This is a genomic window from Actinomycetospora flava (assembly GCF_037400335.1).
Lineage (GTDB): Bacteria > Actinomycetota > Actinomycetes > Mycobacteriales > Pseudonocardiaceae > Actinomycetospora > Actinomycetospora flava.
The window spans coordinates 136,530-149,396 of the sequence record NZ_JBBEGM010000005.1 but is presented as its reverse complement, the minus strand read 5'-3'; the positions used below and the strand labels follow the sequence as shown (position 1 = coordinate 149,396).

8 protein-coding genes are annotated in these 12,867 nt (G+C 76.2%); all 8 read right to left on the bottom strand.

Annotated elements, in window-relative coordinates; genetic code table 11:
- Window positions 1-93: 93 nt before the first annotated feature.
- The 8 genes from WCD58_RS14220 to WCD58_RS14185 all read right to left on the bottom strand — a co-directional run bounded on the left by WCD58_RS14220 (window position 94) and on the right by WCD58_RS14185 (window position 12,676).
- Window positions 94-2,304: a heavy metal translocating P-type ATPase gene (locus WCD58_RS14220; protein ID WP_337703697.1), complete on the bottom strand. Its 2,211-nt coding sequence runs from the start codon at window positions 2,302-2,304 to the stop codon at window positions 94-96.
- The gene (locus WCD58_RS14215; protein WP_337703696.1) at window positions 2,301-2,855 is read right to left on the bottom strand and encodes a vitamin K epoxide reductase family protein; all 555 of its coding nucleotides are present in this window, start codon (window positions 2,853-2,855) and stop codon (window positions 2,301-2,303) included. Before WCD58_RS14215 ends, WCD58_RS14220 begins: the two co-directional genes overlap by 4 nt.
- A gap of 154 nt (window positions 2,856-3,009) precedes the next feature.
- Window positions 3,010-4,332 carry a beta-galactosidase gene (locus WCD58_RS14210; RefSeq protein WP_337703695.1) on the bottom strand — a complete coding sequence of 441 codons (1,323 nt, stop codon included), beginning with the start codon at window positions 4,330-4,332 and terminating at the stop codon, window positions 3,010-3,012.
- Window positions 4,329-5,540 (bottom strand): acyltransferase family protein, encoded by a 1,212-nt coding sequence (locus WCD58_RS14205; RefSeq protein ID WP_337703694.1) that lies wholly within the window; start codon window positions 5,538-5,540, stop codon window positions 4,329-4,331. Before WCD58_RS14205 ends, WCD58_RS14210 begins: the two co-directional genes overlap by 4 nt.
- On the bottom strand, window positions 5,537-7,285 hold the full coding sequence (locus WCD58_RS14200; protein ID WP_337703693.1) for an ArnT family glycosyltransferase: 1,749 nt from the start codon (window positions 7,283-7,285) through the stop codon (window positions 5,537-5,539). The genes WCD58_RS14205 and WCD58_RS14200 overlap by 4 nt, the downstream gene beginning before the upstream one ends.
- Window positions 7,282-10,092 (bottom strand): glycosyltransferase family 4 protein, encoded by a 2,811-nt coding sequence (locus tag WCD58_RS14195; protein WP_337703692.1) that lies wholly within the window; start codon window positions 10,090-10,092, stop codon window positions 7,282-7,284. The genes WCD58_RS14200 and WCD58_RS14195 overlap by 4 nt, the downstream gene beginning before the upstream one ends.
- Window positions 10,089-11,645 (bottom strand): glycosyltransferase family 4 protein, encoded by a 1,557-nt coding sequence (locus WCD58_RS14190; protein WP_337703691.1) that lies wholly within the window; start codon window positions 11,643-11,645, stop codon window positions 10,089-10,091. The genes WCD58_RS14195 and WCD58_RS14190 overlap by 4 nt, the downstream gene beginning before the upstream one ends.
- On the bottom strand, window positions 11,642-12,676 hold the full coding sequence (locus WCD58_RS14185) for a glycosyltransferase (protein ID WP_337703911.1): 1,035 nt from the start codon (window positions 12,674-12,676) through the stop codon (window positions 11,642-11,644). Before WCD58_RS14185 ends, WCD58_RS14190 begins: the two co-directional genes overlap by 4 nt.
- Window positions 12,677-12,867: the final 191 nt, after the last annotated feature.

The following is a 12,867-nucleotide window of genomic DNA, read 5'->3' as shown; positions in this document are numbered from 1 at the left end:
TGGGCGGATCATGCTGCGTGGACCGTCGCCAGGTGGTGCGAGGGACTCCCCCGCTGCGTGGGACGCAGCGAGCGTGACCCTCGCTCGTCCCGGTCACCGCCCGCGGAGGCGCAGGCTCGAGGTCACGACGAGCAGGGACGACAGGGCCATCGCGAGCCCCGCGAGCAGCGGGTTGAGCAGCCCGGCGACGGCGAGCGGGATCGCGGCGACGTTGTAGCCGAACGCCCAGCCGAGGTTCACGCGGATCGTGCGGTGCGTCGCCCGGGCGAGCGCGAGGGCCTCGGGGACGGCGGTGAGGTCGTCGCGCACGAGGATGACGTCGGCGGCGTCCAGGGCGACGTCGGTGCCCGAGCCCACGGCGAGCCCGAGGTCGGCGGCCGCGAGGGCGGGGCCGTCGTTGACGCCGTCGCCCACCATCGCGACGACGGCACCCGCGGCGCGCCGCGCGGCCAGGAACGCGAGCTTGCCCTCGGGCAGCACGCCGGCCACGACCTCGTCGATCCCGACGGCGTCGGCGACGTGACGCGCCGCGCGCTCGTGGTCGCCGGAGAGCAGCACCGGGTGCAGCCCGGCCTGCTTCAGGGCCGCGACGGCCGGGGCCGCGCTGAGCTTCACCTCGTCGGCGAGCACCACCGCGCCCTGCACGCGGGCGTCCCAGCCGACGGCGACGACCGTGTGCCCCGCTTCTTCGGCCGTCGCCCACTCCGCCGCGAGCGACGCCGGCACCTCGCCGACCAGGTCCGGGCGCCCGACCGTCACCGCGACCCCGGAGACCACCGCCCGCGCGCCCAGGCCCGGGAGCGCGACGAAGTCCTCGGGCTCGGCCGGGACCGGCACCGACGACACGACGGCCGACGCGATCGCGTGCTCGGACCCCCGCTCCACGGCGGCCGCCCGCTCGAGCACCAGGTCGGGCGCGGAGCCCAGCACCGACACCACCGTCATCCGCCCGGTGGTCAGCGTCCCGGTCTTGTCGAGCACCACGGTGTCGACGCGGCGGCTCGTCTCGAGGGCGTGGTGGCCCTTGAGGAAGATGCCGCGCCGGGCGCCGCGGCCGGAGGCGACGACCATCGCCATCGGCGTCGCCAGCCCCAGCGCGCACGGGCAGGCGATGACGAGCACCGCCAGCGCCGGGGAGAACGCGCCGGACGCCCCGGCTCCGGCGAACCACCACCCGAGAGCGGTCGCGAGGGCGAGCACCACGACCGCCGGCACGAACCACGCCGAGATCCGGTCGACGAGGCGCTGCACGTCCGCCTTGTCGGCGCGCGCGTCGCGGACCAGGCGCACCATCCCGGCGAGCGCCGTGGCCTCGCCGACCGCGGTCGCCTCGACCACGAGACGCCCCGACACGGCGACCGTGCCGCCGACCACCGCGTCGCCGACCTCCGCGTCGGCGGGCACCGGTTCGCCGGTGAGCATGCTGCGGTCCACCGCGGAGCGACCCGCGACGACCCGGCCGTCGGCGGCGATCTTCTCGCCGGGCCGCACCACGAACCGCATCCCGACGGCCAGCGCAGAGACCGGCATCCGCGTCTCGGTCCCGTCGTCGACCAGCACCGCGACGTCCCGCGCCGCCAGCCGCGCCAACGCCGCCAGCGCGTCCCCGGAGGCCCGGCGCGCCCGGCGCTCGACGTAGCGCCCGGCGAGCACGAACGTCGTCACCCCGGCCGCGACCTCGAGGTACACGGGTCCCGCGGGGTGCAGCAGCAGGTCCCAGGTGCTCGCCGCCGCCGGCTCCACGGACGCCACGGAGCCGCCGAGCACCGCGCCCACCGACCACACCGTCGCCGCGACGATCCCGAGCGAGACCAGCGTGTCCATCGACGTCGTGCCGTGGCGCAGGCCGGCGAGCGCGCGCCGGTGCAGCGGCCACGCCGACCACCCGACGACCGGCGCGGCGAGCAGCGCGAGCACCAGCTCCCAGCCCGGGAAGCGCAGCGAGGGCACCGCGGTCATGACGAGCGCGAGGTCGGCGACCGGCAGGAACAGCGCGGCGGCGACGACCAGCCGGCGCCAGAGGTCGCGCAGCTCGGCGTCGTCGGCCGGGGCGTCGGACGGGTCGGCGCCGACGGGACGGGCCGGGCGGGCCGTGTACCCGAGCTTCGCGACGGTGTCGACGACGGTCGTGGTGGTGACGTCCGGCGAGTCGATGACGACGCGGGCGCTGTCGCCGGCGAGGTCGACGGTCGCCGCGACGCCGTCGAGACGGTTGAGCCGGCGCTCGATGCGCGACGCGCAGGCGGCACAGGACATGCCGCCGATCTCGAGGTCGAGGACCGCCGGGGAGACGACCGCCGTCACGGACCCACCAGCCCGGCCGCCCAGGCGGGGAACGTCGCGACGATCGCGACGACGATCGCCAGGTACCAGGCCGCGAGGCCCCACCCGTGGTGGCGCAGCGGGGCCGGGGCGCCGCCGAAGGTGCCGGCGCGCAGGTTGTGCACGGTGGTGAACCAGAACATGGCGATCACCGCGACCCACGCGACCATGCACCAGGGGCACAGCGCGTGGATCACCGCGAGGCTCTGGACGATCAGCCAGTGGACGAACAGCAGGCCCGCGGTCGTGCCCGCCTGCAGCGACCACCAGGCCCACCTCGGAAGCGCCACGCGGGAGAGCACCAGCGCCCCCATCGCCGCCGCGACGGGGAAGGTCACCAGGCCGATGACGGGGTTCGGGAACCCCAGCAGCGACGCCTGCGGCGTCCGCATGATCGTCCCGCAGGACAGCACCGGGTCGATGCTGCACGAGGGCACGAACGTCGGGTCGGCGAGCAGCGCCAGCTTGTCGAGCAGCAGCACCAGCGAGACGACCGCGCCGACCAGCCCGCCCCCGAGCAGCACCGCGCCCACGCCACGGGAACCTGCTTCGGTCGCGGAGGCCTCGGGGGCCGGCGCCTCGACGACATCCACCCCCCGATCGTCCTCCCGGAGGGCGGGCAGGACATCGGTGGGGGCGCCGGAGGACGCTGCGGTGGCCATCACGCTGCTGGTCGCCCGGGAGCGGTCAGGAGTTCCCGGTGATCGCGCCCACGTAGTCGGCGAGCGTCACCCCGGAACGCGGCGTGTGCAGGTCCTCCTCGAACGCCAGCGTGAACGCGGCGAGCCCGCAGTCCCGCGCGTACCCCGGGGCCCGGCGCACCTGCTCGATCTCGGGGTCGGAGTCGTCGCTGCCGCCCGTGGTCTCGCCGGGCGGGCCGGGGTTCTCGCCGACGACGGGCAGCCCGGCCCGCGACGCCTGGGCGCGGGCGAAGCGCAGGTTCGACCAGCGCTCCACGCGCACGGTCGGCTCCAGGGAGGCCGCCGGGTCGTCGGGCCGGCAGGTGTCCTCGGGCGGGTCGAGGGCGCGGGCGCGCACGGCGGTGGCGTCGTCGACCGAGGTGAGGTCGATGACCACCGGGCCGGGCACGGCGTCGCGGATGCCGGGCATCGCGGCGACGTAGTCGAGACCGCGACCCAGCGCGCCGTCGCGCTCGCCGTGCCCGTCGAGCAGCGACCCCATCGCCACCGACCGGTCGGCGGGCAGGACCCCGCGCCCCGGGACGGGCAGGTGCACCTCGCCGGTGAACCCCGCCCCGCGCAGCACCCGGGCCTGGGCGGCGAGCGCCTCGACCAGCGCGCCGGAGTACCAGCCGAACCACTCCCCCGCGCCGACCGCCGTGGCCGCGCCGCCGGACCACTGGGCGCTGCCCGGCACCCAGCCCGGCATCGGGGCGGGGCGCTGGCCCGGCGCGAGCGGCGCGGTGCCCTGCGCAGGCCCGGAGAACGCCCACCACGAGTTGAACCCGTACCCGGACTCGTGCGGACCCGGGTAGCCGATCTCGCCGGCGGCGCTCGTGCCCACCCGGATGCCGGTCAGACGGTCGGCGGGGACGGCGGCGACGAGGCGGGTGAGGTAGTCGTCGAGGGCGGCGCGGGGCGAGGCGCCGAACACGAGGTCCACCGCGCCGGTCCGCGGGACGCCGCCGCGCTGGTCGCGCAGCAGCGCGTCGGGCAGGTCGCGCACCCACGACGGCGGGTACTGCGCGCCCGACCCGAGCACCACGCGCATCCCGGCGTCGAGGCACCGCGTGATCCGGGCGGCGAGCCCGTCCGCGGCCTCCCGGTCGAACGCGCCGGGCACCGGCTGCAGGCGGTCCCAGTGCGCGTCGACGACCGCGATCTGCAGGCCGGCGGCCCGCTGCGCGGCGAGCCGGTCCGGCGCGCACGTCGAGTCGACGACCCCCCAGGCGGGCTCGGCCGCGGCGGCGGAGGACGCCGGGCAGGCCGCACCGCCGACCAGCACCCCGGCGAGCGCGGTGGCCAGCGCGACGAGCCCGGCGCGTCTCACCGCCCCGTCCGCGCCTCGTCCCGCGCCTCCTCGCGCGGTGCGGACGGGGCGGGGCTCTCCACCACCGCCTCGGTCCTCTCCTCCACCGACGCCGCCGGCGCCTTCGCGGGCCGCTTGACCATCGCGCGCATGATCCTCTGCCCGGGCTTCTCGACGAGCACGAACGCGAGCCACCCGCACACCCCGACGCCGACGAGCAGCAGCGCGATCCCGAGCCAGCCCCACGCGCCGGGGAAGGTCCGCGGGTTGATCAGCAGCGACGCCCCGAGCAGCCACGGCACGTGGGTCAGGAAGATCGCGACGCTGACCTCGCCGAAGACCATGCTGAACCGCGTCGAGAGCACGCGGTCGAGCCACCCGCGCTCCTCGCCGAGCGCGAGGACCACGAGCCCGACCACGGGCAGCGCGTACATCGTGGACAGCTGCAGGTTCGACGTCAGCACGATCAGCCCGAGGGCCGCGATCGCGAGCGGGCCCGTGATCCGGCCGGCGAGCTCGGGCACGCGGCGGTCGACGTGGACGAGCTGCTGCAGGCAGGCCCCGGCGAGGAAGAACCCGAGCGCGCGGGGCAGCGGCATGCCGTAGGTGATCGTCCCGTCGTCGAAGCCGATGATCGTGTACGAGACGAGCGGGATCGCGCAGGCCACCAGGTAGCCCGCGAGGCACGCCCAGCGGGTGCGCAGCAGCAGCACCAGCGGCTGGAGCAGCGGCAGCAGCAGGTAGCAGAACCACTCCGCCGACAGCGACCACACCGGGCCGTTCCAGGTCAGCGAGTCCGCGCCGCCCCAGCCCGAGGTGAGCGTGATCTGACGGAGCAGGTCGACGCCCAGGTCGCCGCCGTGCGGGATCTCCCGCCCGATCGCCCGCGCGCCGAGCACCGCGCCGACGAGGACGGCGAGGACCGCGAGGTGCACCGGGTAGAAGCGCGACAGACGCGCCCACAGGAACTTCCCGAACACGCCCCAGCCCGGCCAGCGCGCGAAGACCTTCCGGTACCCGGCGGTGACCACGAACCCGGACAGGACGAAGAACATGTCCAGCGCGACGTAGGCGTGGTGCCAGATCGGCAGGAAGACCGGCCGGGTGACCGGCGCCAGCGCGATCGCGAACGGCGCGAGGTGCACCGCGACGACCACCACCGACAGGTAGCCGCGGATGCCGACCAGGCTCTTGATCAGGCCCTGGGACTTCGGCTTCGGAGTTGTCATCGCGGCGGCCCCGGGGCGACCGGCGGGGTGCCGTCGAGCGGCTGGTTGAGGTCGTAGAGCCGCAGGTCGCCCGCGGTGCGCCCGTGCGCGGTGAACACGAGCGTGTAGCGGCGCGCGAGCTCGTCCACCAGCTCCGGCGAGGCGGGCGCGAGCCCCAGCTCCGTGAGCTCCGTCGAGACGATCGCGTAGCGGGAGAACGTCGCGCGCGCGTCGTCCACGGACGTGAGCTCGTGGATGCCGTACCCGGGGAGGACGAACTGCGCGGTGTGCTCCCCGACCGCGACCTCGTTCTGGACGTCGATGTTGGCGTACATGAACTCCACCAGTTGGAGATAGGTGTCGTCGCGCTCGGTCCGCAGGGTGAACCAGATGATCGAGGAGCCGGTGAGCACGAGGGTCACGACGACGGTGAGCACCGTGCGCGCGACCCCGCGCCAGGAAGCCATCTGCGTGACGAGCATCGCGACGACCACGGTCGACGGCACCGCGAGCAGGTAGAAGGTCTGCTCCTCGACCTCGCCGAGCCCGAACGTGTAGACGATCGCGCCGAGCACGCCGGCGAGCCAGCAGGTCAGGAGCCCCAGGTCGTCGCCGTCGCCGCGCAGCGCGTGCGCCCCGCGGGTGCGCTGCCCGTGCGCGCCGCGGTCCTCGCGGGTGACCCGGAGCGAGCGCCAGCCGATGAGCAGCAGGTACGACGCGTAGGTCACCGCGACGCCGATGAGCAGGTAGGACGGGAAGAACCAGACGCCCTGGACGACCAACCGGTCGACGAACGACGGGGCGTGCCCGGAGTTGAACCCGGTCTGCTTGATGATCCCGATCGCGCGCAGGGTCCCGGCGATCGTCTGGTCGAACCACGGGGCGACGTTGCCGCCGGCGACGACCCAGACGAGGTACCCCAGGTACACCGACGCCTGCAGGCCGAGGACCCCGATCGCCTCCTTGCGGCGCAGGCCCCACGACGTGACGATCATGATGAGCAGCGGGAACGCGGTGATGAGCGCCGCCGTGCTCTTCGTCGTGATCGCGAGACCCCAGGCGAGGCCGCCGACGGCGAGCCACGCCCACCGCGCCCGGCGCGAGGTCTGGTCGACCGCCACGAGCAGCGCCAGGATCCCGACGAGGATGCCGAACATCATCGGCGCCTCGAGCATGAGGCGGCTGTCGAACCGCACGACGAAGGGGTCGAGCGCGTAGACGAGGCCCGCCAGGAGCGCCGCCCACGGCCCGACCACCCGGCGGGCGACACCGACGACGAGCAGCACGTTCGCCGCGGCGAACATCAGCTCGATCGGGCGCAGACCGAGGACGAACTGGACGGTCATGTGCGGCACGGGCTCGCCGATGAACAGCCCGAAGAGCGCGAACAGCAGGGGCGGGTGCAGGAAGAACGGCTCGTCGAAGAGCTGCGGACCGACGCCCGCGGCGAACGAGTTGCCGACGTCGGCGTACTGGATCTCGTCCATGAACAGCTCGTAGGCCGAGCTCTGGTGCCACGCGCGCAGGGCCACGGTGCCCGCCGCGAGCACGACGAGCAGCACCCAGAAGGCGATCCGCGACGCCCGCCCCGAGCCCGTGCCGCGGCGGCGCTCACGGTCGCGGACCGTGCGCCGGCCGCCCGGTGCGGCGGGCGGGTCGGGGTCGCGCTCGGGGTGCAGCGTGCTGGTGATCGGGTCGCGCGCGGGCCGCTCCTGCAGCGGCACGAGTGCGGCGAACGTCCCGCTGCGTGCGGCGCCGGCGGTCATGTCGGCTCCCTGTCGGATGCGAGAGGCCCGGTCGGTAGGGGCCGGGGGAAGCGGGTGGTGACGGGGCCCTCGGTGGTGCGCGCATCGGGCACCGGACCGGGCCGCGGCGCGGGCGGCAGGCCGGCGGCGTCGCGCAGCACGTCGTCCTGGGCCCGCGCGAGCGCGTCCCAGTCGTGCCGCGAGGCCAGGATCGGGCCGCGGTCGGCCGCCTGCTCGCGCAGGCCGTCACACACGGCCACCGTCCGGACGGCGACGGCGAGCGCCGCCACGTCGTCGCCGTGCTCCCCGGTGTAGGGCACGAGGACCCCGGCCTCCGAGGGCACGACCTCCCGCAGGCACGGGATGTCGTAGGCAACCACCGCGGTGCCGCAGGCCAGGGCCTCGGCGGCGACGATCCCGAAGGTCTCGAACCGCGACGGGACGACGACGAGCCGCGCGTTGGCCATGAGGTCGTACTTGTCCTCGCCGGCGGTCCAGCCGACGAAGTGCACGCTGTCGCCGACCCCGTGCCGGCTCGCACGCTCGCGCAGCGTCTCCTCGTCGGGCCCGGTCCCGGCGAGCACGAGACTGCCGCCGACCTTGCCCGCCACGCGCGCCCAGGCGTCGATCAGCAGGTCGAGACCCTTCTGCGCGGTCTCCAGGCGCCCCACGAACACCACGTCGTGGCCGGGGCCGCGGCGCCGCGGGCGGAACGCCGCCTCGTCGACGCCGTTGCCGATCACGGCCACGTCGGCGCGGGGGTTCATCTCGAGCAGGGCGTCGGCGACGCCCTGCGACATGCCGATCAGCCGGGTGTGGCTGCGCACCCCGGCGCGCTCGACCAGGTGCAGCGGCAGCTTGTACTGCGCGGCCTTCTCCCGGGCGTTGAGCCACTGCACGATCCCGACGGTCGGCGCCGGCGAGAACCGCGGCACCGACAGGGACGAGAACGGCGCGAAGAAGTCCTCGATCACGACGTCGGCGTCGATGCTGCGCGCCGCGAACGGCAGGCCCGCGACGTAGCCGAGCAGGCGGGTCAGGCGGTTCGACCCGCGCCCGACGCCGAGGTGCATCCAGCGCACCGAGCCCTCGCCGTAGTACTCGGTGCGGCTGCGCGCGCCCGGGTAGGTCTGGGTGACGACGGTGAGGCGGTGCCCGGCCGCGGCGAGCCGGCGGTCGATCTCGGCGGTGCGCTTGGCCCCGCCGCCCGCACCCGGCATCTCCGGGTCCTCGAACGCCAGGTGCAGCACGTGCAGCCCGCCCGGCGCGGGGCGCAGCTCCCCCTTCGGGTCGGCGGCCCGCCGCAGTCGCCCGGTGAACGCCGGGAAGCCGACGACGAACGCGCCGACCAGCAGGACCGCCACGAGCCACCCCACGAGCTCGCCGCGGGCGGTCAGGACCAGGACGCCCACCACCACGGCCGTCCAGAGCAGGCCCCGCAGCACCGCGGCGAGGAGCCCGCGGCCCGCCCGGCCGGCGCGCGGGCGGTGGCGCAGGCCGAGCAGCAGCACCAGCACCGCGCCCACGACCGCGCCGATCGCGGTCCCGGTCGCGAGTCCGGGGGCGCCGCCGCGCAGGCCGACGGCCACGCCGATCCCGAGGGCCGCGGCCGCGAGGACCAGGCCCGCCGCGAGGGACCGCCGGGCCCCGACCGCGAGCAGCAGGGTGGCGAGCACGGTCGTCGCGCCCAGCCCGGTGCCGGCCACGGCCAGCGGACCGAGCAGCGCGAGCGAGGGCGTGTAGGCCGCCGGCAGGACGAGCCCGACGATCGCCGGCGGCACGGTGGCGACCACCGCGGCCGCGGGCACCGCGAGGCGGACGAAAGTCGCGAGGGCGTCGCGCAGCACGCGGTCCCGGGCCTCGGCCGTCGTGGCGCCGCCGTCACGGGGCATGGCGCGCAGGACGGGGAAGCTCACGAGCGCCGTGCCCACCGCGACGTAGACGGGAGCCTTGGCCAGCGTCGCCACCGCCTGGTAGCCGGCGGCCGCGACCACACCGACCTGCGTGTCGGCGGCGGCCACGACCACGACGTCGAGCACGGCGAGCCCCGAGAGCACGAGCTGCACCGCCGCGACGCCGCCGGTCTCGGCCCACCGCGCGCGGTCGGACAGGACGCGGCGCAGCCGGGCGCGTGAGGACTCCAGCACGTCCGCGGTGCCCCCGGACGTCCCGGCGTGCCCGGCGGCGAGCAGGACGACCGCCGCGCCGGCGGCGAACGCCCCGACGGCTCCGGCCGCGCCCGCGCCGGCCAGCACCACGCCGACGCTGACCGCGAGCCGCACGGCGACCTCGGCCACCGTGAGCAGGGCGTAGCGCACGAAGCGGGACTCGCCCTGCAGGCGGCCCCAGACCGGGGCGATCGCGAACAGCGACCAGGCCGCGACCCCGGCCGCGGCCGCCGTCGTGGCGGCCGCGAACCCCGCGACGACCGCACCGAGCAGCAGCCCCACGGCGAGCCCGACCAGCACCGACACCGCGGTCGCGAAGGTCAGCGCGTCGCGGCGGGCGGGGCTCCCGGCCGGGTGCGCGCGCACCACGTGGGCCAGCGGCAGCGGGACGAGCGCCGCCGACGCGACGCCGGCCGTGCCGACGAGCGCGGCCGCCCCCGCGAACGCGGTGTACTCCGCCGGCGCGAGCAGGTGCGCCATGACGAGCGTGCAGGCGTAGCTGAGCAGGCCCACGAGGCCCGCGGAGGCGGAGAGCAGGGTCGCGTGCCCGCCCGTCGGGGCGGGGGCGGGGGCCGCGACCGCGCTGGTGCCCGCCCCGGTCGCCGGTCCGGTGGTGACGGCGGCGACCGGGGGGACGATCTCCGGGACGACCCCGGTCATCGGCCGCGTCCACGCGCGGTGCGGACGGCGCGGGACTCCGCCAGGGCGGGCCCGCCGAGCAGCTCGTGGCGCGAGGCCAGGCGCACCCGCGGGTCCTGCGCCCCGATGCGGGCGAGCGTCGCGAGCGCGTCGACCTCGTCGCAGCCCCGCAGCAGCGCGGTGACCTCGCGGCCGCGCACCGCGCACTCGTCGGTGAGGCGCAGCGCGGCGGCCGCGGCGGCCGGGTCGTCGTGCTCGAAGCGCGCCAGGGTCGTCATGTCCGAGCGCGCCTGCCGGCGGGTGGCGGCGCGCCGCAGCAGCGAGCGGTCCGCCGGGGGCAGGTGGGCGTCGTCGGCGCCGCTGCGGTGGAACCCGCTGATCTCGGAGACCACCACGCCCGCCAGCAGCTCGGCGGAGCGGTCCCACGAGAAGCAGTCGGTCCAGGCGCGGCAGTCCTCGGCGACCTCGCGGGCGCGGACCGGGTCGGCCAGCTCGCCCAGCACGCGGGGCAGCGCGGCGGCGAGGTCGTCGACGCCGTCGACCAGCCAGCCGGTGGCGCCGTCGATCACCGAGTCGCGGATGCCGGGCGCGCGCAGCGCGAGGCACGGGACCCCCTCGGCCGCGGCCTCGAGCACCACGCAGCCCCAGCCCTCGCCCTCCGAGGTGCTGGTGGTGAGCCACGCGGTGCTCATGAGCTCGTCGCGCTCGTCGTCGGGCAGGCGGCCGTGGAAGCGCACGACCCGGCCGAGACCGAGCTCGACGGCCATCCGGCGCAGCTCGGTGAGCTGGGGACCGCCGCCGATGACCTCGACCGCGAGGTCCGGCACGTCGGGCAGCGCCGCCGACACGGCGTGCAGCAGCAGGTCGATGCGCTTGTGCGGCACGAGACGGCTGGTGACGACGACGGTGGGGGTCGCGGCCCGGCGCCGGTCGCGGGTCTCCGCGCCCGGGCGGCCGGCGCACCCGTTGGGCACGACCTCGATGACGTCGGAGAACTTCAGCCGGCGGCGCAGCTCCTGGCGCGTCGACGCGGACACCGCCACCGTGCGGCGCCCGCGGTAGACGCGGCGGGCGACGCGGCCCTCGAGCAGGCGGCCGATCGCGGCGCCCGCCGCCCCGAAGCGGGTCGAGAACTGGTCCTGGTGCACGTGGTGCACGACCTGCACGACCGGGACGTCCCCGCGGGTGAACAGCGGGGAGAAGAACGGGATGCCGTTCTGGCAGTCGACGATGGCGTCGAACCCGCCGCCGTGGCGGACCAGGTCCGTCGCGGCACGCAGGTAGACCGACAGCGTGCTGCCGGAGCGCCGGATCTGCACGCCGTCGATCTCGTCGCGCTTCGACTGGCCGGCGTCGCGGGCGGTCAGCCACACGACCTCGGCGCCCGCGGCGACCCAGCGCGTCGAGATCTCGTGCGCGTAGGCCTCGGCGCCGCCGGCCTGCGAGTGCCGGACGTCGCGCCAGTTCAGGACGAGGATGCGCCGGCCGGCGATGTGGGACATGGCGCGGCCGCCGACGAGGACGGCCGGCAGGGTCTCGGGGGTGGTCTCGAGGGTGGTCTCGAGGGTCGTCATGCGGGGCTCCCGGCGACGTGGAGGGCGGGCGTGCGGCGACCGGCGCGGGCGTCGACGGCGTCGTCGAGGGCCCGCTCGGGGCGGCCGCCGCCGAGCTGGTGGTGCAGGCGGGCGACGGCGCTGAACGCGGCCAGGCCGTCGCGCACCGGCCGCAGGCTCGAGCCGGCCGCGTCGGTCCACGTCACGGGGATCTCGACGATCCGTCCTCCGTCGTCGCGGACGTGGCGCAGCAGCTCGACGTCGAACGCGAAGCCGACCGAGCGCGAGCGCCACAGCGCCGACTGCACGACCGCGCGGTCGAAGAACTTGAAGCCGCACTGGGTGTCGCGCACCCCGGGCAGCAGCGGGCGCGACAGCGCGCGGAAGGCCGCCCCGCCGAGGCGGCGTCCCAGCGGCTGCGGGGTCGCGATCTTCGCCCCGGGCGCGTGCCGCGACCCGATCGCGGCGGCCGCGCCGTCCTCCAGCGCCTCCATGACCGGCCGGAACGTCTCCAGCGGGGTGGACAGGTCGGCGTCGGTGAACCCGACGAAGCGCGACCGGCTGGTCCGCAGGCCGCGGTAGACGGCGGCGCCCTTCCCGGCCCGGGAGCAGCCGATGGCGACCACCTCGACGCACCAGCCCGTCGCCACGTTGCAGGCGCGGCCGTCGACCGCGAGCACCGAGGCGGCGGTGTCGTCGACGCTGCCGTTGTCGACGACCACGACGCGGGACGTCCACGGCTGTTCCGAGAGGAACGCGACCATCGCCGTGAGGGTCGCGGGCAGCCGCCCGGACTCGTTGTAGGCGGGGATGACGACCTCGAGGTCCACGGGGTGGCGCAGCTCGCGCGGCTCGGGCCCCGCGGGCCCGGACGCGCCGTGGCGCTCGTAGTCCAGGAGGGCGTCGCTCGCCTCCGTCACCCGCGCCGCCACCTCGGCGACGACCGCCTCGTCGACGGCGTCCACCAGCTCCGTGCGGCCGACCCCGGCAACCACCTCGGCGGGCCCCAGGCCCCCGGTCCGGCCGGGGAGCGCGGGATGCGGCGCGGTCATGTCGCTCACCGGCTCCACTGCGTTCTGCACCTCCCAGATATCGACCACTTGGCCCAATCTTTAACCCAGATGCCACGATCACAGTGAGCTGGTCAGCCGCCGAAACCCCAGGTCGAACGGTGGGCGTCGTCCGATCGAGGCGCACCGGTCAGCCCGGATTTCCGCCCCTTCGGGTGAGGCCGTGGGCGGCG